The sequence below is a fragment of the Candidatus Methanomethylophilaceae archaeon genome (assembly GCA_017524805.1).
In the GTDB taxonomy this organism is placed as follows: domain Archaea; phylum Thermoplasmatota; class Thermoplasmata; order Methanomassiliicoccales; family Methanomethylophilaceae; genus Methanoprimaticola.
The window spans coordinates 14,159-36,530 of record JAFXUX010000003.1 but is presented as its reverse complement, the minus strand read 5'-3'; the positions used below and the strand labels follow the sequence as shown (position 1 = coordinate 36,530).

Annotated in this window: 18 protein-coding genes; 9 read left to right on the top strand and 9 right to left on the bottom strand. The window is 55.3% G+C overall.

The features are described 5' to 3' along the window. Positions 1 to 577: 577 nt before the first annotated feature. From IKP20_00300 to IKP20_00290, 3 genes are read left to right on the top strand one after another with little or no spacing between them, the layout of a single operon-like run. Complete coding sequence (locus IKP20_00300) at positions 578 to 2,452, top strand: Ig-like domain-containing protein (GenBank protein MBR4503422.1); 1,875 nt, start codon at positions 578 to 580, stop codon at positions 2,450 to 2,452. A gap of 49 nt (positions 2,453 to 2,501) precedes the next feature. After that, positions 2,502 to 3,668: an iron ABC transporter permease gene (locus IKP20_00295; GenBank protein MBR4503421.1), complete on the top strand. Its 1,167-nt coding sequence runs from the start codon at positions 2,502 to 2,504 to the stop codon at positions 3,666 to 3,668. A gap of 4 nt (positions 3,669 to 3,672) precedes the next feature. Further along, positions 3,673 to 4,545, top strand: a complete 873-nt coding sequence (locus IKP20_00290; GenBank protein ID MBR4503420.1) for an ABC transporter ATP-binding protein — start codon at positions 3,673 to 3,675, stop codon at positions 4,543 to 4,545. Between the two features lie 61 nt (positions 4,546 to 4,606). Here the strand turns inward: IKP20_00290 and IKP20_00285 are convergent, their stop codons facing one another. Then, a complete protein-coding gene (locus tag IKP20_00285; protein ID MBR4503419.1) occupies positions 4,607 to 5,623 on the bottom strand; it encodes a phosphoribosylformylglycinamidine cyclo-ligase in 1,017 nt (338 codons plus the stop codon). Positions 5,624 to 5,647: 24 nt separating this feature from the next. After that, positions 5,648 to 6,415 carry a DUF169 domain-containing protein gene (locus IKP20_00280; GenBank protein MBR4503418.1) on the bottom strand — a complete coding sequence of 256 codons (768 nt, stop codon included), beginning with the start codon at positions 6,413 to 6,415 and terminating at the stop codon, positions 5,648 to 5,650. 196 nt (positions 6,416 to 6,611) lie between these two features. On the opposite strand from IKP20_00280, the gene IKP20_00275 reads away from it, so the two are divergent. Beyond that, the gene (locus IKP20_00275; GenBank protein MBR4503417.1) at positions 6,612 to 7,940 is read left to right on the top strand and encodes an ATP-binding protein; all 1,329 of its coding nucleotides are present in this window, start codon (positions 6,612 to 6,614) and stop codon (positions 7,938 to 7,940) included. A gap of 167 nt (positions 7,941 to 8,107) precedes the next feature. Here IKP20_00275 and IKP20_00270 read toward each other — a convergent pair whose 3' ends face one another. Continuing rightward, a complete protein-coding gene (locus IKP20_00270) occupies positions 8,108 to 8,938 on the bottom strand; it encodes a hypothetical protein (protein ID MBR4503416.1) in 831 nt (276 codons plus the stop codon). After that, positions 8,935 to 9,600, bottom strand: coding sequence for a hypothetical protein (locus IKP20_00265; GenBank protein ID MBR4503415.1), 666 nt, complete (start codon positions 9,598 to 9,600; stop codon positions 8,935 to 8,937). The genes IKP20_00270 and IKP20_00265 overlap by 4 nt, the downstream gene beginning before the upstream one ends. A gap of 144 nt (positions 9,601 to 9,744) precedes the next feature. Between IKP20_00265 and IKP20_00260 the strand changes: the two genes are divergently transcribed. Together IKP20_00260 and IKP20_00255 are read left to right on the top strand one after the other, a co-directional pair. Beyond that, positions 9,745 to 10,404 carry an RlmE family RNA methyltransferase gene (locus IKP20_00260; GenBank protein MBR4503414.1) on the top strand — a complete coding sequence of 220 codons (660 nt, stop codon included), beginning with the start codon at positions 9,745 to 9,747 and terminating at the stop codon, positions 10,402 to 10,404. Continuing rightward, complete coding sequence (locus IKP20_00255) at positions 10,401 to 11,126, top strand: fumarylacetoacetate hydrolase family protein (protein MBR4503413.1); 726 nt, start codon at positions 10,401 to 10,403, stop codon at positions 11,124 to 11,126. The genes IKP20_00260 and IKP20_00255 overlap by 4 nt, the downstream gene beginning before the upstream one ends. Before the next feature lie 627 nt (positions 11,127 to 11,753). Here the strand turns inward: IKP20_00255 and IKP20_00250 are convergent. From IKP20_00250 to IKP20_00240, 3 genes are read right to left on the bottom strand one after another with little or no spacing between them, the layout of a single operon-like run. After that, the gene (locus IKP20_00250) at positions 11,754 to 12,167 is read right to left on the bottom strand and encodes an RrF2 family transcriptional regulator (GenBank protein MBR4503412.1); all 414 of its coding nucleotides are present in this window, start codon (positions 12,165 to 12,167) and stop codon (positions 11,754 to 11,756) included. 1 nt (position 12,168) lies between these two features. Beyond that, positions 12,169 to 13,098, bottom strand: coding sequence for a cysteine synthase A (cysK, locus tag IKP20_00245; GenBank protein ID MBR4503411.1), 930 nt, complete (start codon positions 13,096 to 13,098; stop codon positions 12,169 to 12,171). 5 nt (positions 13,099 to 13,103) lie between these two features. Then, positions 13,104 to 14,420 (bottom strand): O-acetylhomoserine aminocarboxypropyltransferase/cysteine synthase, encoded by a 1,317-nt coding sequence (locus IKP20_00240; protein MBR4503410.1) that lies wholly within the window; start codon positions 14,418 to 14,420, stop codon positions 13,104 to 13,106. 82 nt (positions 14,421 to 14,502) lie between these two features. On the opposite strand from IKP20_00240, the gene metA reads away from it, so the two are divergent. After that, positions 14,503 to 15,465, top strand: coding sequence for a homoserine O-succinyltransferase (gene metA, locus IKP20_00235; GenBank protein MBR4503409.1), 963 nt, complete (start codon positions 14,503 to 14,505; stop codon positions 15,463 to 15,465). On the opposite strand, the gene IKP20_00230 is transcribed toward metA, so the two are convergent. Both IKP20_00230 and IKP20_00225 read right to left on the bottom strand, forming a co-directional pair. After that, positions 15,435 to 18,179 (bottom strand): DEAD/DEAH box helicase, encoded by a 2,745-nt coding sequence (locus IKP20_00230; GenBank protein ID MBR4503408.1) that lies wholly within the window; start codon positions 18,177 to 18,179, stop codon positions 15,435 to 15,437. The two genes, metA and IKP20_00230, sit on opposite strands and share 31 nt — an antisense overlap. 34 nt (positions 18,180 to 18,213) lie before the next feature. Next, positions 18,214 to 19,440: a (Fe-S)-binding protein gene (locus IKP20_00225; protein MBR4503407.1), complete on the bottom strand. Its 1,227-nt coding sequence runs from the start codon at positions 19,438 to 19,440 to the stop codon at positions 18,214 to 18,216. A 162-nt stretch (positions 19,441 to 19,602) separates the two neighbouring features. Between IKP20_00225 and IKP20_00220 the strand changes: the two genes are divergently transcribed. Both IKP20_00220 and IKP20_00215 read left to right on the top strand, forming a co-directional pair. After that, positions 19,603 to 20,826, top strand: a complete 1,224-nt coding sequence (locus tag IKP20_00220) for a hypothetical protein (protein ID MBR4503406.1) — start codon at positions 19,603 to 19,605, stop codon at positions 20,824 to 20,826. Positions 20,827 to 20,934: 108 nt separating this feature from the next. Further along, complete coding sequence (locus IKP20_00215) at positions 20,935 to 22,359, top strand: hypothetical protein (protein MBR4503405.1); 1,425 nt, start codon at positions 20,935 to 20,937, stop codon at positions 22,357 to 22,359. The last annotated feature ends 13 nt before the right edge of the window (positions 22,360 to 22,372 follow it).

The following is a 22,372-nucleotide window of genomic DNA, read 5'->3' as shown; positions in this document are numbered from 1 at the left end:
GTATTCAGTATGGTTAGAAAATCTTGTCCCCTGATTTCGGTGTCATTAAGCAGTATTTTGGACGCATGATAGAGAACATAGGAACGAATGAAACGCATTCGCTAAGAGGCAATTATGCGCGCGAACGGCACAGCCATAGTTTCAGCATCAGCAGTAATCAGTTATGTGAACTGATGAATTTTAGCGAAATTTAAGTGATTTTTATTTTGAAAGAGCAGGGGCTATGTTGCCAGTTGCGGTGAGGAAATTTGGAAACGGAAACAAGGTCGGCCGCTAAAATTCCTCTTTTTTGGTGAAGCATCTGAAGAGCAGTAATCATCCCGTTAAATTCCGAACAATGTGTTCAGTTAGTTTAGATAATAATATCTTCCAGTTTTTATATTATTAAATAATATTTTGGATATATTATTAAGTGTTAACTCTTTCTCCGAAATATAAATCATAAAAGGGTCAAGAATCTAAATTTGATATAATTCATTGTTTAATGTAATTAAAATGATTATGGATTATACATACAAATAAACGTATTACTGGGTTAATCAATCAGCCCATAATTTGGATTTGGGCGGTGTTTCACATGGAAAAGAACAAACTCATAGCCCTTATTGCCGCTGCGATAATCATTATCGCCGCAATAGCGGCCGCAGTGGTTCTGACATCCGGAAATGGAAACAAGGATGTTAGCGTTAGTAAAGTTACATTGGATAAAACATCCTTAACATTGGATGTTGGCTCGTCATACACGCTTACGCCTACCGTGTCTCCCTCCGATGCCACGAACAAGAACGTCACCTGGAAATCCAGCAACACGTCTGTCGCCACGGTTTCGAACGGCGTCGTGATCGGCGTTTCCGCCGGAAATGCGACCATAACGGTGACCACGGTGGACGGTTCCAAGACTGCCACGTGCAGCGTCACGGTAAAAGCGGTCTCCACCGTCGTCAATGTCACGGGAGTCTCCCTCGACAACACCACTCTGGAAGTCGTGAAAGGATCGTCGGCTGTGCTCACCGCGAACGTAGCTCCCTCCAACGCTACTAACAAGAACGTCACCTGGAAATCCAGCGACAGCTCAGTCGCCACCGTATCCAACGGCGTAGTTACCGGAGTCTCCAACGGTACCGCAACCATAACTGTGACCACCGTCGACGGTTCCAAGACCGCCACCTGCGCAGTGACCGTGAAAACCGCGATGAACTCATACGCTTACGATTTCAAGTACACCCAGAGCGTCAGGCTTGCGGTGTTCGGAAACGTCAACGGAGACGACGACATCGACCAGAAAGACATGGTCGCTCTGATGAACATTCTCGAAGGCAAGGCCCTTTTCGACCAGAACATGAACGCGTATGCGGATGTCAACGCCGACGGAGTCATCGATTCCGCAGATATCGCCGCTCTCCAGAAGATACTGGACAAGGAAGAGACCACCCTGTACTACTGGGATGTCGAACCCAAGATCGCCAGCATCAAGTGGCCCATCGACAAGTCCAACCTCAAGATCGCCACCCACCACATCTATCCAATCGATGCGCTGATCATTCTCGGCGAGTATGACAAGATCATCGGAACTACCAACCAGTCCTTCGGCAATTCCATCACCGCCGAAGACAGGTATCCCGGCGTCGGCGATAAGATCAAGAACATCGGAGAGCCCAACAAGGGAGCCCCCGAGACCCTCGCCGCATCCGGCGCGAACCTCTTCATCGCTCCTTGGTACAACGACTATTCCAAGCTGGAGACCTTGATCGCCAACGGTCTGGACATGCAGATCATCATGCTGCCGATCACCAAGTGCTCAGCCGATTATGTGGACCAGTACGGATCCCTCCTGATCCTCGGTTTCATCCTCGACGACATGGAGCAGGCCCACAAGTACCTCGACTGGGCCGACGGCATCGAGAAGAAGGTTGCGGACGGAGTCGCAAGGCTCGACAAGACCTACACTTTCATCTCGCCCTTCCTGTCCATCAGCGACAGCGAGACCACCATCTCCTTGGACTCGCCCTACACCAACGGCTCCGCGCCCGGTGACGTCTACACTCTGAGCAAACTCCCGATGAGGAGCGTGAACCTCGTAGTGGATTCCGGATGCCCCAAGGTCAGTCTCGAGTGGGTATACACTGTGAACCCCGATGTCATATTCATCATCCAGTTCCAGAACGGTTCCCACTCCGTCGAAGCGGTCGAGGAAGACTTCAACAACAAAGCTGAAGTCTTCAAGTACACCGACGCCTACGCCAACAAGCAGATCTACGGCGTCAACTACTACAACATCGCCAATTACTTCGGAATACCCCAGCTTCTCCTGATGGCCTCGTACATCTGGCCCGACATCTTCAGCGAGGAGGAAGGATGGGAGGCGATGCAGTACTGCTACGACAACTTCTCGATGTACAGCAACCCTGACGTCAAGAACATGGGCAACGCCCAACCCTACAAGATGGCCTGAAACCAGAAAACAAGGGCGGGCCCGGATCCCCGCCCATCTTTCCGATAACATGTCCTCAGACATCGTATCCGACGATCCGCTCATAAAGGACGTCGTCAGGAAATCGTTGGGCATCTGGGACGCCCCCGCCGAGGATAACAGGGACGACACCACCAATTCGATCGTGGACAAATACAAGAAGTATGTCCACAGAAAATGGGTGTTCATTGTCGTATGTATAGTCGCCACTTTCGCGGTGCTTCTGTTGGCGCTGACCGTCGGCGACTATCCGCTGTCAGTCGGGAGATGCTATGAGATCATATTCCAGCAGATCACAGGCTATCAGTTCCCGCAGGGCAGGGAGTCTTTGGAAGCCAGCATAATATTCGACATTAGATTGCCGAGGGTCTATCTCGGCATATTGGCAGGCGTCGGTCTCGCGGCGGCAGGTGTCGCCATGCAGAGCACTTTGATGAACCCGCTTGCCGATCCTTACACCACAGGAGTGTCGTCCGGAGCAAGTTTCGGAGCGACCATAGGCATAGTGCTTGGGATATCGATCTTCGGGGTCCCCGCGCAGTACACCACCGTCATCAACGCGTTCGTGTTCTCGCTGATCCCCATGTTCGTGATCATCATCCTGTCGAAGCTGCGGAACGGCTCTCCCACGACGATGATCATGGCGGGTATCGCCATCATGTACATATTCAACGCCTTCACGACGCTGATATCTCTGATGGCCGAGCCGGAGAAGCTGCAGCAGCTGTACCGCTGGACCGTAGGATCTTTGGCGATGGCCGGATCCTCCGACGTAGTCGTGATGGCTGTGTTCGTCATCCCAGGCGTGATAGCGCTCCAGTTCCTGACCAGCAAGCTGAACATCCTCTCTACCGGAGACGACACCGCGAAATCGCTCGGAGTCGACGCGGACCGCATGAGGAGATTGATCCTTCTCATAGTGGCGCTCATCGCCGCCGCCGTTGTCAGTTTCACCGGGCTCATCGGATTCGTCGGTCTGGTGGCCCCGCACATCGTGAGGATATTCGTCGGTCCAGACAACAGGTTCCTGCTTCCGGCTTCCGCCGCTTTCGGAGCTTTGCTGCTGGTCGTCGCGGATCTCATCGGACGCACGATAATCGCTCCCGCCCAGTTGGAGGTGGGTGTGGTCACCGCGTTCATGGGCGGACCGCTGTTCCTCTGGCTGATTGTCAGGAAGAACAGCAAGGTATGGGGATGATCGGATGAACCTGAGCTTAAAGAGAGGGGGTTCCGATTCGGAGCTGACCCGCCACGGGCAGGGGGAGGCATTCGGTCTTCCTGAGGGCGGCCAGATGACCGTCGAACTTCAGGACGTCGCTTTCTCATACCACGGCACGGACAACCCGGTCATAAGCGGGATCAACCTCACGCTGGACCATCCCGGCCTGTATTGCATCGTCGGGCCGAACGGGGTGGGGAAGTCCACGCTCATAAAGTGCATAAACAAGCTGAACAAGCCCACCGCAGGCAGGGTTCTGATAAACGGGTGGGACACGAGAGAGCTGAGCCTCAAGGACGTGGCCAAATACATCGGTTACGTCCCGGTGACGACGTTCGATGTGTTCTCGATGCCGGTGATAGACGCCATCCTGCTGGGAGCGAAATCCGAATCCAAATGGAAGACCACCGACAGCGATCTGGAGATGGCGACGCGCGTGATGAAGATGCTCGGCATAGAGGATCTTGCGATGCGCGGGTTCAATCAGCTTTCGGCCGGGCAGCACCAGAAGGTTGCCATCTGCCGCGGGCTGATCCAGAAGCCTAAGATGCTGATACTGGATGAGCCGACCGCTAATCTGGATGTCAAGCATCAGGTCTATGTGACCGAGCTGCTGAGAGGTCTGGCCGAGACGTCCGGGATGATCGTCCTGATGATCAGCCATGACCTCAACGTGGCCGCGAAGTACGCCCATCAGATAATCGTGATGTCCCCTCCCGGAGTGATAACCAAAGTGGGCCCGCCGGAGGAGATCATCACTGAGGAACTGATATCCGAGCTCTATGACATAGAATGCAAGGTAACCCTCGACGAGGGCAGGCCGCACGTCGTGCTGGGCTCGGCCAAATCCATCTGAAACATATTCGCCGGGGGATTCCCCGGCATCATTGAACAGGTTTTGGAAAGGAGTTTCGCGGTCAGTAGTGATCGTAGAGTATGTTCCCGGGCTCCAGAAGAACCCCGTCGCCTTTCTCCACGCGGCCGACGACATCCGCGTTCGGATATTCTTTGGCGATGGCTTCAGCTTCATCGGCAGGCGCTATGATGGTGAATCCCATGCTCATGTTCAGGGTCTGATAGATCTCTTTGTCCTCGATCTGCCCCAGCTCCTGAAGTTTCCGGAATATCGGGGCCGGTTTCACGGGGTCGCTGATGACGTATCTCAGTCCTTTCCTCATTCTGAGGATGTTTCTGAGGCCTCCGCCGGTGATGTCTACGAGGCCGTGCACCTCATGCTCCGAGGTGATCTTCAGGACCTGCCTGACATAGATTTCCGTGGGGGTCAGGAGCTCCTCTCCGATGCTCTTGGAGAGCCCGGACACTTTGTCGGTGTATTTCAGGCCGGCGGATTCCACCACTTTCCTCGCAAGTGTCAGGCCGTTGGAGTGGATTCCTGAGGACTTCAGTGAAACGATCAGGTCGCCCTCGGCGCAGCTTTCCCCGGTGATTATCCTGTCTTTCTCGACGTATCCGAGGCAGGTCCCGGAGAGGTCCACGCCGTTGATTATCTCCGGCAGGACGGCGATCTCCCCGCCCACGATCTCCATGTTGGACAGTTCGGCCCCTTTCTGAAGGCCTATGCCTATGTCGCGGGTGATGTCTTCGTTCGGCTTGTCTATCGCTATGTAATCGACGAATGAGGTGGGCTCGGCGTTTACGCAGATCGTATCGTTGACGTTCATGGCGATGCAATCGATCCCGACGGTGTCCCATTTCCCGAGGGCCTCCGCGATCATGAGCTTGGATCCGACCCCGTCAGTTGCCAGGGTGATGTATCTGTCGCCGAAGTCGATCAGGCTGGCGAAGAGTCCGGGGAGGCGGACGTTCTGGCCGATGCCATCCCTCCGGTATCCTATCTCATCTACCAGCGCTTTGATGGCGCTGGATTTCTGGTCGATGTTGACCCCAGATTTGGCGTATGTCCATCCGCTCATGCTTATCTGACACCCTTTATGCCGTCAAAGGTTATTATGTTGCCCGGTTCCGGCCTTTCCCAGCGCTTTTGCCCATTTGTCCATGGTAAGGAATGAGGAGCCCGCGTTCGACTCCATTCTCTTCCACAGGGAATACGGCGCGGCGAACGAGAATTTGTCCGGATCTATGAATCTCCTGGCGTACAGGTCGGTCATGCCGAGTATGGCGTGGGGATCGTCGGAGTCCCCTTCGGCCTTCGGTATGATGTAGATTTCCTGGCAGGCGTGCGAGTGCAATATCTTCACGGCGGATCCCGGGGTTCTCTTGTCGTAGCCGGCGAGGATGATCAGGGCCGAGAGGCGGGTGGGGTCGGCGAGAAGGGCGACAACCTCTATCGGGGCGCCTTTGGCTTCCGCGACATCCAGAGGCTCGAAAACAATGGCGTCGTCTTCCCCGGGATAATCCTTTATCTCGGACATCTGGGCGAGGGCCGCCCCGCAATCGGCGTATTCCCTCTGGCCTCCGCTGCCGGCGTGGCGCATATCCGCCCTGACTTCCTCCGGCACCACGGACATGGACCACGCTGAGCGCTGCCTGCTCTGGATAGGTCCGAATCCCAGGCCGCTGACGGCCCCGTGGCAGAATATGTGGGCCCTATCCGCCGCGCATGTCTTCCTATTTTTCGCCGCCATGAGGAACAGCGGAGGTATGCTGCAGTGCCCCTCGGGGACGTGCGCGCCTTCCGGGATGTTTTTCGCGCGGTATATTGCGACCGGGCTCGTGTCTAGATCTATGAGTTGGGCTATGGGCATCTCTATCGCATGCGAATGGAAGCATGAGCCATTATATTATCGGGAGATTTTTTGCCACCGCACCATCGCAATCGCCCATCAGAGCCTGCAGATGCCGCTGCGGTGCGGGCTTCATTTTTTCTAATCGATTTTTTCCAAAGTTTTTTGAATAATTTCGAATATTATTCATTTCACTTTGATGCGGTGGTCTGATATCATGGATTTTCCGAGGGAAACGTACGTCCGCAAACTTTCCGAGCGGATCGGCAACGGCTTGATCAAAGTCATAACAGGCTCTAGAAGGGTTGGAAAATCCTTTCTGATGAACGAGCTGTTCTACTGTCACCTCCTCGGTTCCGGCATTGACGAATCGGAGATACTGCGTTTTGCTTTCGATTCGGATGACGATTCGGATATATTGGACGGATATTTTCCTGAAGAAGATACGAAGATAATGCAGAAAGATGGCAGTTATCTCGTCAATTCCAGGAAGTTTCGGGCATTCGCGAAAGAGTGGGCAGGAGGGAGGGAACGCCTATTCTTCCTCCTCGACGAAGTGCAATTGCTTGAGGGATTCGTCGGCACTCTGAACGGTCTGCAAAGGCACAGAGGGTATGAGCTATATGTGACCGGGTCCAACTCAAAGTTTCTGTCATCGGATATAGCAACCGAATTCAGGGGAAGGGGGACGGTGCTGCATGTTTTTCCGCTTTCATTCTCGGAATACGTGGGCGGGACGGGGCTGTCTCCCGAGTCGGCATGGAAAGAATACGTCGAGACCGGCGGCATACCTCTGATTGCGACCATGAAAAGCAGGGAAGAGAGGAGAGGCTATTTGCAGACCCTTTGCGAAGAGACCTATCTAAAGGATGTTGTCTCCCGCAACCATGTCCGCAATGCGGCGGCTTTGTCGGATGTTTTCGACGTTTCCGCGTCGATGATAGGCTCCATGATAAACCCCCGCAAGATATCGGATACGTTTCGCACAGCGTTGGGGAAGAGTATCGCCGATGACACGGTATCCGAGTACATCGGGTATTTGGAGGATGCATTTCTGATATCCAGAGCCAGGAGATTCGACGTCAAGGGGCGCAAATACATAGGGACGCCCTATAAACTTTACTTTGAGGACATAGGGGTCCGCAACGCCAGGTTGAATTTCCGCCAGATGGAGGAGACCCACTTAATGGAGAACATTCTCTATAACGATCTGAGATATCGTGGGTTCAACGTAGACGTAGGCGTCGTCCGCAAGTATGAGAAGACAGACAGGATCGACGTGAACGGGCATCCGATCTATGCCACAAAATCTTTGGAAGTCGATTTCGTAGCCACATCAGGGGACAGGAAATACTACATCCAATCCGCGCTGTCCTTGGATCCTGATAAGGAGGCCAGAGAGAAGAGGTCATTGGTGTCTATCGACGATTCTTTTGTCAAAATCGTCGTAACAAAGAACGGCCTCAACATTTTGAGAGATGAAAAGGGCATCATCACGATGGATCTGTTCGATTTCCTTCTGAATCCGGATGTTCTAGGGCATTGAGTGAATAATGCTAATCGATTTTTTCCAAAGTTTTTTGAATAATATCGAATAGGAGAAATCGCAAGCCAATGGCCAGATGGCGGTCATGCTGGGAATCCTGTCGGTTCGAAGCCCTGAAGAAGAGGAAAACGAAACTGATGGTGCGAGAGGGCGAGGGTTGCCGCAACTCAATTCTTTCTCGCTTTTCCATTGCGGCGGGCGTACGTTTTGCGTTCTGGATCGGGCTGCCACTCGTCTCTGATCCAATTCCTGGCAAACGAAAGGCTTGGGTCGCGATCGGAACCCATTGTTTTCCCGTGCGAATCTTCCATGAGGACGTCGTCCGCCGTCAGAGAGAATTCGGACAGCCCCTCGTCCGTGTCGGCAAGGAACCCGATCTCGTATTTCCCGTCCGAGAAGCCTATCTCCGTGTAAAGGCCGCCGAAGCGGTCCGGGAGTGTCCCTTCCACTACGGACGCGTTAAGGAACGTCGCTTTCGATGGGCCTCCGAGCCCGCCCCTGAACGTCATGGCGACGTCTTTGCCGTCCCAGGTGACCTCAGCCAACGCATCATGGAGCCCGAAGTTCCTCCAGACTCTCGGGCCAGCTATGGCCATCCCCTTTTTTTCGTACTCCTCGCAGGCTGCGATGCGCTCTTTGAACAGCGAATCCCAAGGCCTGGAATAATCGGATATGATGTCGTATTGGCTCTGCGACACCAGATACATTGAGAACAGGATGGGGTCCTCCACGCGCAACGAAGGCATTCTTTTTTGGTAGTCTGCGACCATGTCTTTGGCATAGGAGCGGATTTCCGCCAGCACATCAGCCTTCGTCGGTATGTCTTCAAACCACCCGTGTGCGCACGCAAGACGGTAATACGCCCTCCAGAAAAGGTCGGGGAACCTCTCGTTCCGGAGGCTCACCGGATCCGCGGCTACTCTTTCGTCTATGGTGAAGAGTTCCTCAGCGCCTCTCCGCTGCATAGCTTCGTACCATTTCGCGTCCAGAAATCTCATCTCCGGCGCCTCCTGACCTCGAATCCGGTGAATCTTGCCTCGTGCTCGATGCCGTCGGAGAGCATAGTGAACATCGTCCAGATGTCATTTTCCTTATAAAGTTCGATCATGCCGCCTATTTTATTAGGAACCTTTCCGACGAAGCTGCAATCGTGCAGGACTGTCTCATATAGGGCGTCCCACAATCTGACGTCACTGCCGTCGACATGGACGTCATGGGGCCCATTCCTGATTATGGCTGTTAGGTCCTCGGCGTCCTTGCCAAGGAGAGGGATCTCCTCCATGAAATGCCATGCCCATCTGCCGTACAGCCTGTCCGATTCGGATGAGAGCTCTCTCCTGATTCTCTCGCAATGATCATGGACTTCGGGCGACATGACCCCAAGCACGAACACTCTTGGGTCCGCAATCATGCAGCGCACGTCTTCGGGGACATCCAGTGCGGCGCATTTCTTCTGTACTTCCTGCTCGGAGAACAGGGTGATATCCTCTCTGGTGGGGCAGACCGTCTTGCGCTCTTCGCGCATCTTCGAGACGTATTCCGCATGGAATTCTGGGAAGTGGGATGTTAGAATCTCCTCATACAGAGATTCGTTGAAGGCCGAGGCGCGAGGGTCAACCGAATGGAATGGGAAGCTGTACGATTGCGCTCTATCGTTCAAGCGATATATCTCCGGGGATGCGAATCTCATGGCGTCCATATTGACGTTCCGAACGTATTTTTGCTTGTCGTCGATGGCTATGAGGCGTTATATTTAAATTGAATGCGCGATGCAATGGCCATGGCAGACCTGCATGACCGCTGGGTGGCGGAGAGGAGGAACGAGCACTACTACAAGCTGGCGAAGAAGCTCAACTACCGTTCCAGAGCATCCTTCAAGCTGATCCAGATCGACGAAAGGTTTGGCATATTCAAGGAGGGCGACTCGGTCGTCGATCTCGGGGCGTGTCCAGGGGGATGGCTGCAGGTCGCTAAGGAGCGCACATGGCCGGACGGGAAGGTCATCGGTGTGGATCTGAGATACATCAAGCCGTTGGAAGGGGTTGAGACGATAATCGGGGACATCACCGAGGACAGCACCATGGCCGAGCTCTTGGAGAGGTTCGGCGGCAAGGCCGATGTGGTTCTTTCCGACATGGCCCCGAACATAGCCGGCCATTATTGCATGGATCATGCCAGGTCCATCGACCTTTGCATGTATGCGGTGAACGTCTGCGACCGCATCCTGAAGAAAGGCGGCAAATTGGTGATGAAAGTGTTCATGGGGGACATGTTCCCGTCGCTTCAGAGAGCGTTGGAGAAGAGGTTCCAATCGGTCAAGGTCCATTCTCCCGATGCATCCAGGCCCACTTCATCCGAAGTCTACGTCATCTGCAAGGGGTTCTATGGCACTACAGTGAAACTGGAGAATCTCGATTCGGCCGAGAAGAAGCCAGAGTTCAAAGCTAAAGGCGGATTCATATGAGGCCGGGCAAGATAGTCTGCATTGGGTGGAACTATAGTTCTCACATCAAAGAACTCGAGTCAGAGCTGCCGAAGGTGCCGACGGTGTTCCTCAAGCCCTCGTCTTGCATCATCGGGGATGGTGACACTATAGTGATTCCAGATGGCGTGACCAACGTCCAGCACGAAGTCGAGCTTGCTTTGGTGTTCGGGAAGAGGGCCAAAAACGTCTCTGAAGCTGAGGCTTTGTCTTACGTATCCCATCTGGCTGTTTTCAACGATGTATCGGCCAGAGACATGCAGAAGGAAGCCCGCGCATCCGGGAATTCGTGGGATCTCAGCAAAGGCATGGACACTTTCGGCCCGATGTCGGAGCCGGTCCCGATAGGGGATACCGACGTTAAGAATCTGGATCTCAGTCTGACCGTCAATGGCGAGCTAAGGCAGTCCGGGAACACGCGCGATATGATATTCCCGATTCCGTTCCTTATCTCGTACATATCCCGCTACATGGCTCTGGAGGAGGGAGACATCCTTATTACCGGCACTCCGGAGGGGGTATCCGAGATCAGGCCCGGAGATGTGGTATGCGCCAAGGTGGAAGGCATAGGGTTGGTAACCAATCCTGTGGCCGGCCAGAGTAAGAGGCGATCATCGGATTCATTGAGGTCTTCTCGATTTCAGCCTTATCTTCTGGCGCGGGCTGAACGCATTCTCTTCCGTATATCCCAGAGTGCCGTCTGAGGCCATTGAGGATATGATGCTTCTTAACGAAGGGGCAATGCCTTTCTTGGATTGTCATAGATTATAGCACTGCTAATCAGGGATTTTGAATAGCCACTCTGATTGATTGGATAAGTGGCCGTAGATGATCGGCTCTTGGGTCCCTCCGTCTTTGCCGTGACATGAAGTTTTGTGTACTCCTAGCATAGCCATGATATATTTAGGGCCAAGATGGGCAGCCGCCAGGGAGGGAGTCCGGCACATAGGGCTCCCTTTGCGCCGGTCCCCGACCTGAGTAATCGAAAAGGAGGTGAAAATCCTGGACGAGAAAAAGGACCAGGGACACACTGCAAAACTAACCCTGGTCCTCGAAGCGATTCGGCTGATTGTCGAGTTGCTTAGAGACGTCTTCATTTGAAGACAATGAAACCCCTTACGGCCCTTCGGGGCCGGTTCCGAGTCTTATGCAATGCATCGCTCTGCTGAGATTTAATCCCATCGTTTCGCCGCACTAACGCATGGCAAAGGCGATGCTTGTTCGGACTTGAGTGCCATTATACGGACTATAGTTCTATCGATTGAGCGTCCAAAACAGTTACCAATTCCAATTAGCACTATAGTTTATGCATTTGACAAGCAGGCCTGATGTCAATTTCCGTTTTCAATGAAGTCTGTGAGCGGCAGGCTGCTGAGGTATCCGTCGATCATCTCGTTCAGCTTCTTCCAAAGAGGGAGCGTCCTGCACGTGTCCGCACGCGGGCATTCGAAGTCTCCGCTGAGGCATGCGACCGAAGATATGGGGCCTTCCGCGGCCCTGAGAACTTCGCCTATGGTGTATGTCTCTGCAGGCCTGGCCAATTTGTATCCGCCGTTCTTCCCGTGGGCAGCTTCGACCAGGCCTGCTTTGACCAATCCGGGCATTATGGCCTCCATGTACTTCAGCGAGATGTCCTGCCTATTCGATACGTCTTTGAGGGGCATGTACCCATCAGATCCGTTCTCTGCCAGATCCAGCATCACGCGCAGGGCGTACCTTCCTTTCGTGGAGACCATATAGCTCATTTCATTCCTCGTACAGCGCCGTGGAAAGATATCTTTCCCCATTGTCGGCGAATATCGCTACGATGTTCTTGCCGGCGTTGGCAGGGTCTTTTGCCAGCTCCAGAGCCGCGGACAGCGCCGCTCCGGCGGAGATGCCGACGAGGAAACCCTCCTTTTTGCCGACGTATCTTGCGCATTCGAAGGCGTCCTCGTTCTCGACGGCGATTATCCTGTCGTATATCCCGGTATCCAGAGTTTCGGGGATGAATCCGGCTCCGATGCCTTGGATTTTGTGGGGCCCAGCTCTTCCTTCGGAGAGGAGGGGCGAACCTTTGGGTTCGACGGCGACCACTTTGACGTCCGGCTTCCTCTCTTTGAGGTATTTCCCGGTACCAGAGAGGGTTCCGCCGGTCCCCACTCCCGCGACCAGTATGTCCACTTCGCCTTCCAGGTCGTTGTATATTTCGGGTCCAGTGGTGTAATAGTGGGCTCTGGGGTTCGCCTGGTTGGTGAATTGGCCGGGTATGACCGAATTGGGGATCTCTTTGGCCAGCTCCTCCGCCTTTTCGACCGCGCCCTTCATCCCTTTGGCCCCTTCGGTAAGGATGAGCTCGGCTCCGTAGGCTTTGATGAGTTTGCGGCGCTCGGCGGACATGGTCTCGGGCATGACGATTTTGATCTTGTATCCCCTGGCGGCCGCGATGGATGCCAGCGCTATGCCGGTGTTCCCGGAGGTGGGCTCGATCAGGACCGTGTCCTTGTTTATTTTGCCCTCAGCTTCCAGGGTATCCAGGATGGCTTTCGCAATCCTGTCCTTGACCGACCCGGCAGGGTTGTAGAACTCAAGCTTGCCGAACAATCTCGCTTTCAGCCCGAGATCTTTCTCGATGTTGGTGAGCTCTACCAACGGCGTGTTCCCTATAGTTCTATCTACCGATTTGTACAATGCCATTCGAATCACTCCCTGACGGCCTCGAAGCCGCGTTTCAGATCCTCAATTATATCGTCTATGTGCTCCGTCCCAATAGACAGGCGAATCGTGTTCGGCTTTATTCCGCACTGGAGGAGCTCCTCCTCGCTCAGCTGGGAGTGGGTGGTGGAAGCGGGGTGTATCACCAGGGATTTCACGTCCGCCACGTTGGCCAGAAGCGAGAATAATCCGAGGGATTCCGTGAATTTCTTGGCCGTCTCAGCTCCGCCTTTGATCTCGAAAGTGAATATGGATCCGGCCCCGTGCGGGAAGTATCTGTCGTAAAGCTCCTTCTTCTTCCCGGTCTCCAAGGAGGGGTGGTTCACCTTCTCCACCTGCGGATGGTTCCTTAGGAACTCCACGACTTTGAGGGCATTTTCGATGTGCCTCTCGGTGCGCAGGGAAAGCGTCTCGAGCCCGAGGAGCAGGAGGAACGAGTTGAACGGGGAGATGACGGCGCCCTGGTCTCTCATGAGCGTGGTGCGTATCTTCGTCACGAATGCGGCTTTCCCGGCGGCATCGGTGAAGACGACGCCATGGTATGATGGATTCGGCTTGGAAAGCCCGGGGAATTTGTCGTTCTGGGCCCAATCGAATTTTCCGCCGTCTATTATGATGCCTCCCATGGCTACTCCGTGGCCTCCGATGAATTTGGTGGCGGAATGAACCACGATGTCCGCGCCGTGCTCCAGCGGCCTGAACACCGAGGGCGGGCTGAAGGTGCTGTCCACAATGAGGGGGATGCCGTGCCTGTGGGCTATCTCAGAGATTGCCTCGATGTCCGCGACGTCGGAATTCGGGTTGCCCAGGATTTCGGTGTAGAGCAGCTTGGTGTTTCCCTTTATCGCTTTCTCGAAGTTCTTAGGGTCAGAAGGGTCCACGAAGCTCGTCTCTATTCCCTGCTCGCGGATGGTGTTGGCGAAGAAGTTGTAAGTCCCGCCATAGACGTTGGCGGAAGATACGATGTGGTCGCCGGAGAGGGCGATGTTCTGCACCGCATAGCTTATCGCGGAGGCTCCGGAGGATGTCGCGAGGGCGGCGATCCCTCCTTCCAAAGCGGCCATCCTCTCTTCGAACACCGACGATGTGGGGTTCATCAGCCTGGTGTAGATGTTTCCCGGCTCAGCGAGCGCGAAGCGTCCGGCGGCCTGCGCGGAATCCTTGAAGACGTAGGACGTGGTCATGTATATCGGGACCGCGCGGGCGTCGGTGGTCGGGTCGGGGGTCTCCTGACCGGCATGGATCTGAAGAGTTTCCAATCTGTATTTCGGCTTGTCAGCCATCAATTCACCTTGTTGATGCATGGTTGTGCGATATTTATATTTACCTACTAAATAGGTAGGTAATTTCTAAATATGCGGTTATGCATATTGCCGTCGGTAAAAAATGCCAATCAACATTCCCGACAGCCTTCCCGCGTTCTCAGCGCTCGAAAGCGAGAACATATTCGTCATGAAAGAGACGAGGGCGAGGACCCAAGACATAAGGCCTCTTAAGATAGCGATACTGAATCTGATGCCGACCAAGGTGGAGACCGAGATACAGCTCATGAGGCTTCTGAGCAACACTCCTCTGCAGATCGACATAACCCTCGCCGTCCCCGCCACGCATGAGTCCAAGAACACATCCAACGAGTATCTCTCAAAATTCTACAGGAAGTTCTCGGACATAGAGGACGAGAATTTCGACGGGATGATCATAACGGGGGCACCGCTGGAGAGGAAGGATTTCGGGGAGGTGGATTACTGGGATGAGATGTGCCACATCATGGATTGGTGCCGCACCCACGCGACCACTTCGATGTACATCTGCTGGGCGGCTCTGGCCGGGCTGAACTATCTGTACGGGATAGAGAAGCATCTGCTTCCGTCGAAAAAGAGCGGCATATACCAATACAGGAACATGATGCCCAGCGAGCCTCTGATGAGAGGGATGGACAGCGTGTTCAGGATGCCCCAGTCCAGGCACGCGGAAGTGTTGTCCAAGGATATAGTCCGCTGCCCCAGGCTGAGCATAGCGGCTCTCGGCGACGGGGAAGATCCCGGGATAATCCTGTCCGACAGCAACGAGATTTTCATAACCGGCCATCTGGAGTATGATGCGAATACGCTGGCATACGAATATCAGAGGGATCTCGACAGGGGAATGGACCCCAGATTGCCGGAGAACTATTTCCCTGAGGGGGATCCCAGCTATGACCCGATCCTGAGCTGGAGGAGCTACGCCACATTGCTGTACTCCAACTGGCTGAACTATTACGTCTATCAGGAGACGCCTTACGACCTGAGCAAATTGGATCGCGGCAAGAGGCGACGTTATCAGTCCCAGAACTGCTTGTTTCTGGCGTAAAGAATCTCGGCGTTCAGTATCCCGCGGAGGAAGCCGTCTTCGTCGATGTACATGGCGCGGAGTATGCGCGAGGCCGTGTCCGGTCCGATGCCTCTCCCTGCCAGGACAAGAGCGGCGCGGTTCCCGTATGCGTTGACCAGGTTAGCGATTCTGTTGAGTTTCTTTAGATCCTTTACCTCCTCGGGGCTCGGATCCTTTTTCCCGATCAGGCGCGCGAGATCCCTGTCGTATTCCTTCAGGACTGCGACCATGCATCCCCCGCACTTCTCGCATCCGAACCTTTTGGGGGCATCTGCGACGCGGAATCTCCTCTGGCTCCCGCAGTTGATGCAGGTGGCGAACATGACCTCGTTCTCAAGCCTCCTTTTGAGGGCCATCAGAATCGCGTGGTCGGCACGGAGAGGCTGCATAAGCTCTTTGGATCTGGTGATGCCTTCCAGCCCTATGGGCGACGGCGAGTCCGGGACGACTTCGATCTCCCCGGAAGCCATCATGGAGGCAACCTTCTCCGTGTTCGGTATGTCCAGGTCTTCCCACAGCACTTTGTTCACGGCCTCTTTGAACGCCGGGGTGCCTTCGTGGATCTCGAACAGCTTCTTGAAATTGATGAAGCGGTGGTCCGCCGTCTTCTCTATTATCCCGAACTTCTTCGCGACGAACGCGAACCTCCATTTGAGGAAGGTGGAGTTGAGTATGACCATCCTGGCGAGCGCTTCCACGGTTCCGGGTTTCACCGAGCGCACGGTCTCCATCAGCATGTCCCGGCTGACGTGGCGGGGAAGCTCCAGTATGACTCTGTATGGGTCTGCGGTGACCCCAACGCTCTCCCCCAGCCTGGCGGACAGCAGGGCGCCGTATATTTTTCCTAAAGTCTCGTTCACGCGGGTCCCGAAGCAGCAGTTGATGATCGCAACGCCGTCGCCCAATTCCGCCGTTATCGTCCGGTCGGTGGGCATCGGGTGGTCGGAATCCTGCTTGGCGAAGAATCCCTCCAGGACGCGGCGGCAATTGGCGTCTCCGGGGTAGGAGCCGAAGTCGCGTTCGCGGCGCATCTTCCCCACCTCCTGTGCGACTCCGAACGGTACGGGGATGTCCGATCCGACCCAGCTCGGGACGGCGCCCATGTCGCGCGTCTCTTCGACCAGGATCTCGTCGTCCCTCATCTCCACGACGCGCCAGGTGCGGCCTTTCGCGATGAAGAGCGCGTGGGTTTCCTCGAAGGTGGCGACGAAGCTCTCATCTAAAGTTCCGATTATCGCTCTGGTGCCTATGTCGCGTATCCTGTAGTTCCTCTCGTCCGGGATCATGGATATGTTGCTGTAGAAGTAATCCATGCCTTTGCGGGAGCGCTTGAACTTCTCCCCATCGTCGAAGACCAGCTTTATCGATCCCAATTGGGCCAGGACGGCGTCCATATCCTCTCTCTTCAGCGTTCTGAAGCAGTATGAGCCGTAGAACATCGAATAGGCGAAATCTTTCTCAACCGGTCCGGTCATGGCCATGGCCACCAGCTGGTTCGCCACGACGCTAAGCGGGGACGGCCTTCCCTCTCTGCTCTCGATCTCTTTGGAGGAGCACTTCCTCGCGATCACCAGCGCTTCGGCCACTTCGTCCGGGGCGGTGGCGAGGACGGTCGCCCTGATCTTCTCCCCGACGCGATGTCCGGCCCTCCCGGCGCGCTGTATCATGCGGGAGACCCTTCTCGGAGAATTGTACTGGACGACCATGTCCGTGGTGCCCACGTCGATCCCCAATTCCAGAGACGACGTGCATATCAGCGCTTTGATGTCTCCCCTTTTGAAGCGGTCCTCCATGTCGGTCCTGTTCTCCCTGGAGAGGGACCCGTGGTGCACATCGACGGAAATGCTCTCGTCCCAGGCGTGGTAGCGGGCGGCTAGCCATTCGGCCGTCTCCCTGGTGTTCACGAAGAACAGGACGGACCTGCTGCCGTCTATTATCTCCCTCGCCCTCTCCATGACCCCGACGATCTCCGGGTCCCCCTGGAGCCTGTCCAAGAGGCTTGTATTGTCGTTCTCCGGGTCCGGGCTCTCGACAGATATCTCGAACTCGCGGTAGGTGTCGTGGATCCTTACGGAAACTCTCCTGCCTCTGCCGCCCAGGAACATGGCTGTCGACATCGGGTCGCCCACAGTGGCGGAAAGGCCTATCCTCTGGTAATTCCCGGCTATGGCGCTGAGCCTTTCCATGGCGACGCTGAGCTGCGCTCCCCTTTCTGTGTCCGCGAGCTCGTGTATCTCGTCTATGATGACGCATTCCACCGCCGAGAGATGCTTGGACAGGTTCTTCCCTATGAACAGCAGCTGCAGGGTCTCAGGGGTGGTTATGAGGACTTCCGGAGGGTCTTCGGATTGCTTGGACCTCTCGTACTGGGTGGTATCCCCGTGCCTCACTCCGACCCTTATGCCGAGCGCACCGCCGTATTCCACCATCCTCCTCAGCATGTCCCTGTTCAGGGCGCGGAGCGGCGTGATGTAGATGCATCTGAATCCCTTCTTCCCGGGGGAGCGATGGATCTTCTCCAAAGCGGGGAGCACCGCCGCTTCGGTCTTGCCGATCCCGGTGGGCGCCACGATGAGTATGTGCTCCCCTCTGAGGATGCGGGGTATGGCGTCCTCCTGCGGCGGGGTGGGAGACGTTATCCCTTTGCGCGACAGGATCGAGACGAGCTCGGGCGACAGAAGTTCGAATGACATAAAAAAAACCGGGGTTTCCCCCGGGAAATGGTTCTCACTCCTTCGGAGCTTCCTTGGGGGCGGTGACTTCGAGGAGCACCTGGGCCAGATCCAAGACTTTGATGTTGGATCCGATTTTCTTGGCGCCCTGGGTCAGGTTCAGCACGCAGAACGGGCAGCAGGTGATGAGCACGTCGGCTCCGGTGGCTTCCGCATCCCTGATCCTGTCCGCGGCGATGTTGACCGCGAAGTCGTTGAACTGGCTCTTGTAGCCTCCTCCGGCCCCGCAGCATCTGGAGTTCTCCCTGGACCTCTCCATCTCGACGAACTCGACGCCCTTGATCTTCTTGATGACGTTCCTGGGGGCGTCGTAGACTCCGGAGTGCCTTCCGAGGTGGCAGGGGTCGTGGTAGGTGACCTTGTGGTTGTACTCGTTGTTCAGAGGCAGTTTCCTCTCGTTGATGAGCCTCTCGACGTACTGGGAGAAGTGGTAGACGTTCTGTCCGACCTTGGCGTAATAGTTGCCGAAGTTGCTGGAGACGGTCTTGTAGCAGCCGGAGCAGGTCATGACCATGTCTTTGGCTCCCATTCCGTCGGCTTTCTCGACGACGACCTCGGAGGCCTCGAGGCTCAGGGTGTCGTTTCCGGTCCTCAGGAGGGGCGATGTGCAGCAGTACTCTTTGTCGCCGAGGCAGTTCATCTTGACGCCGGCGCGGCTCAGAACGATGACTCCTGCCTGGGGGACTCCCTGCATCCTGTAGGAACCGGTGCATCCCGCGAAGAATATGACGTCTGGAGGGTTGGACTTGGGGACGTCTTTGGGCCACCATGCGTCCCTCTTGGCGGGGGATTCGCCGAAGGAGTTGTGGTATTTCGAGATCTTCTCCGCGATTCCTTTGTGCGCGGAGAGAGGGGCCACGCCGTTCCTGACGAGCCAGGCTCTCATGTCCTCCCAGAGGTCCACGAGTTTGATCTGAGCGTGGCAGACGACCTCGCAGTTCCCGCATCCGGTGCACTTGTACATCGCGTCGACGAAATCGGGGGCGAGCTCGACCTTCCTGCCGAGCATCTTGTCGACGGTGCCTATCCCGTTGGTGTCGATGGTTTTGATGTAGTAGATTTTCCCTCTGGGGGTGACGGATTCCCAAGGGGTCTGCCTGTGGGCTTCGCACACGTCGATGCAATAGCCGCACTGAAGGCACTGGGCCATGGCCCTCTGAACGCGGGGAAGGTTGTATCTGGTCAGAAGGCTCGAGTCGACTTGAATGGGCTTGTCTGGCATTTTGAGTTTCATTTGTTTACCTCCGGAACCAGCGGTTTCCGGTAATGTCAATCCCATTTTTTGTCGGTATATAATGGTTATATGGGAAAATCGTCGATGGATGCCCTTTTAGGAAATAAAAATGAGAATAAATGAGATTAATGCGAACAGTTATCAGGATGCATGGGCGGCATTGGGACGTATGATGATTGGACCGGGAACGTGATGCCGGATGCAGACCTCAGGAGCCTTGACCCGGAGGCGGTGAGGGCTCTGAGGGCGAAATATGCGCTGGCATTCCCGGATCGCGCGGACGAATCCAAGGATTGGGACGACGGGGTTTTCCTGACCAAAGCTGGCGTCCTGAAGAGGGGAAAGGTAACAGTCGCGGCGGCCATCCTTCTAGGGAAGCGGTCGGAGCGTCTCATCCCGCCGTCGGTGCGCATACGCTGGAGGCTGGCCGATCCCGGCGGGGGGCATTCGGACGAGAGGACATTCAGCGGTCCGATCGTTCTCGCTGCGATCCAAGCTGCTTCCGCGATAAGGAACTGGTCGGCAGATATAGGCGGAGAGAGCCCCAGGGCGGTCAGCGCATACCGCATAGCCAGCCTGGAGGAGGCGATACTGAACGCGTTCGCCCATCAGGATTATTCCCTCGGGGGGACGGTGGAAATAACCGAGAGGGACGGGGAGTCCGTTTCGGTCCGCAGCAGGGGGACTTTCTTCGGCGACCCGGAATCCTTCGCCGAAGGCAGGTCCGTCCCATCGCCGGTGCGCAACCGCTATCTCAGGGAGGCGATGGCCAAGTCGGGGATGGTCTCCGGGAAAGGGACCGGGATACGCGGTATGTACCTGAGCCAGGCCCACAGGCATTTCCCGCTGCCTTCGTATCGCATCGACGATGATTATGTGTCGGTGACATTCCATGGGATCCGTTACGGCGATCTGCCGAGGGTCATGGATTCCGTTTCCGGTCTGGACATAGGGACGCTGATCGACTTGGACCGCATATACACCGGCCGTCTGGTCCCGGAGAGGAGGATGAAATCTCTGATCGAAAGGGGTCTGGCGGACACGGAGGGAGGGATATCGAGGGTGATTCCGGGCGGATCCCGCGGGATGAGCGACCGCGATGCCGTCCTTGAATTGATGGCTTCAGGCCCGGTATCCCGTGCGGACGTGGCGGAATTGCTCAGGTCCAGGGCGTCCAAGCCTCTCACCGCAGAGCAGATCGGGGTGAAAGCGACCAATCTGCTCCAATCCATGAGGAAAGAGGGGCTCATCGCCAAGAGCGGAGGGAGCACGAAGATGGCAACTTATTGGTTCCCAGAGGGCAGCCGGAACGGAGTGCGAGAGGGAGCATCCAGATGGCAGCGGCAGCCGGAGCTCTGTAACGCGATTGTATAATATCACAGAATTTTGGATGTTGACCATATTGTATTACAAGTTTACTGTCAAAGAATAGATATACAGGCCCAATAATTTGACTGTCGGATATATTATCCAAGTGATTTGATGGATAAGAAAGTAGCAATTATAGCTGTGGTTGTTATTGCCATCATCATAGCGGCAGCGGCCGCATTGGCTTTGACATCCAATAAAAGCAACGAGAGGTCCTACAATCTGGACGATATCAAGGATGCCCCTCAGAACGCCTCGATCAACGGCAAAGCGGAATGCTATGACAAATTCGAGGTTTCGGGATGCAACCTTCTGATCTTCGGGAACGTCAACAACGACATGGACATCAATTCCGACGACGTTTTCATCCTGAAAAACATCATCAATACTGGCGTCTGGGACAAGACCAAATATCCTCTCGCCGACGTCAACTGCGACAAAAAGGTCAACAACGACGACCTCGTCGCTCTGAACAAGATCATCAACAAGGAGAAGACTCTTCTCTACTACGTCAACGACAACGGATACCCCGAGTACATCCACTATCCGATCACCGGAAACCTCGGCATCAACTATGACTACGGCTACATGGCCGCCCAGATCATCGGCATCTGGGACCGCGTCACCGCCGGTATCGACAGATGGGTCGGAGACCGTGTGACCGACACTCTGTATCCCGGAGTCCACGAACTGTACAATATGGGTACCGAGCAGACCGTCGAAGCCGACCTCGCCGCTTACCAGGCCGCTGGCGTCACAGTCATCACCGGATCCAGGAACCTCGATGTCAACAACGCTCTCCACGAAGCCGGCTGGGGAATCGATTACATCAACGTCAGGCTTGACCAATGCAAGTACATCGCCAACGTGGAGCCCATCGACAGATTCCTGACCTTCTCCTTCATGTTCGACAAGCTGGAAAAGGGAAAGGAGTTCTACAACTACTGGACCGGACTCGACAACAAGATACAGACCATCTTCGACAACGCGGGAATCGAGGAGAAGACTTTCATCATCCCGTACAACACCAACCAGGCCGTCGAGACCAGCGTCGACGACGCCCTTGCAACCGGAAGGACCATGGGAGACTACACCAACGTCGCTTCAAACCTCCCTCTGACCGCCAAGCTGGAGCCTTCCACCGTCGCGACCAGCCCCTGCTACACGACAACCATCGAGTACCTGTTCACCCAGAACCCCGACGTCCTGATCATCAGCCTGTGGGGGAAGCTGACCAACGAGACTTCCTACTCCGACGCTTACGCCGCGTTCAAGGAGAAGGCGGATTACTACAGCAAATTCGACGCGTACAAGAACGGAGACGTGTACGGAGTGTGCTACGAGACCTTCGGAACCTTCGCCGGAGTCGCCGTCCTGTATCTCCTGTGCTCCTACATCTATCCTGAGTACTTCAGCGAGGCGGACGGATGGAATTACGTCAACGAGTACTTCCACAACTACACCCTCATCGACAAGAACAAGGACATCAAGGAGTGCGGCGGACTTATCGTCTTCAAGCTCGGCAAGACCTCCCCATGAGCATAAACCGGCC

Coding starts and splice junctions, on each gene's coding strand:
- IKP20_00300 (MBR4503422.1), top strand. CDS start 578: ATGGAAAAGAACAAACTCATAGCCCTTATTGCCGCTGCGATAATCATT.
- IKP20_00295 (MBR4503421.1), top strand. CDS start 2,502: ATGTCCTCAGACATCGTATCCGACGATCCGCTCATAAAGGACGTCGTC.
- IKP20_00290 (MBR4503420.1), top strand. CDS start 3,673: ATGAACCTGAGCTTAAAGAGAGGGGGTTCCGATTCGGAGCTGACCCGC.
- IKP20_00285 (MBR4503419.1), bottom strand. CDS start 5,623: ATGAGCGGATGGACATACGCCAAATCTGGGGTCAACATCGACCAGAAA.
- IKP20_00280 (MBR4503418.1), bottom strand. CDS start 6,415: ATGCCCATAGCCCAACTCATAGATCTAGACACGAGCCCGGTCGCAATA.
- IKP20_00275 (MBR4503417.1), top strand. CDS start 6,612: ATGGATTTTCCGAGGGAAACGTACGTCCGCAAACTTTCCGAGCGGATC.
- IKP20_00270 (MBR4503416.1), bottom strand. CDS start 8,938: ATGAGATTTCTGGACGCGAAATGGTACGAAGCTATGCAGCGGAGAGGC.
- IKP20_00255 (MBR4503413.1), top strand. CDS start 10,401: ATGAGGCCGGGCAAGATAGTCTGCATTGGGTGGAACTATAGTTCTCAC.
- IKP20_00250 (MBR4503412.1), bottom strand. CDS start 12,167: ATGAGCTATATGGTCTCCACGAAAGGAAGGTACGCCCTGCGCGTGATG.
- cysK (MBR4503411.1), bottom strand. CDS start 13,098: ATGGCATTGTACAAATCGGTAGATAGAACTATAGGGAACACGCCGTTG.
- IKP20_00240 (MBR4503410.1), bottom strand. CDS start 14,420: ATGCATCAACAAGGTGAATTGATGGCTGACAAGCCGAAATACAGATTG.
- metA (MBR4503409.1), top strand. CDS start 14,503: ATGCCAATCAACATTCCCGACAGCCTTCCCGCGTTCTCAGCGCTCGAA.
- IKP20_00230 (MBR4503408.1), bottom strand. CDS start 18,179: ATGTCATTCGAACTTCTGTCGCCCGAGCTCGTCTCGATCCTGTCGCGC.
- IKP20_00225 (MBR4503407.1), bottom strand. CDS start 19,440: ATGCCAGACAAGCCCATTCAAGTCGACTCGAGCCTTCTGACCAGATAC.
- IKP20_00220 (MBR4503406.1), top strand. CDS start 19,603: ATGGGCGGCATTGGGACGTATGATGATTGGACCGGGAACGTGATGCCG.
- IKP20_00215 (MBR4503405.1), top strand. CDS start 20,935: ATGGATAAGAAAGTAGCAATTATAGCTGTGGTTGTTATTGCCATCATC.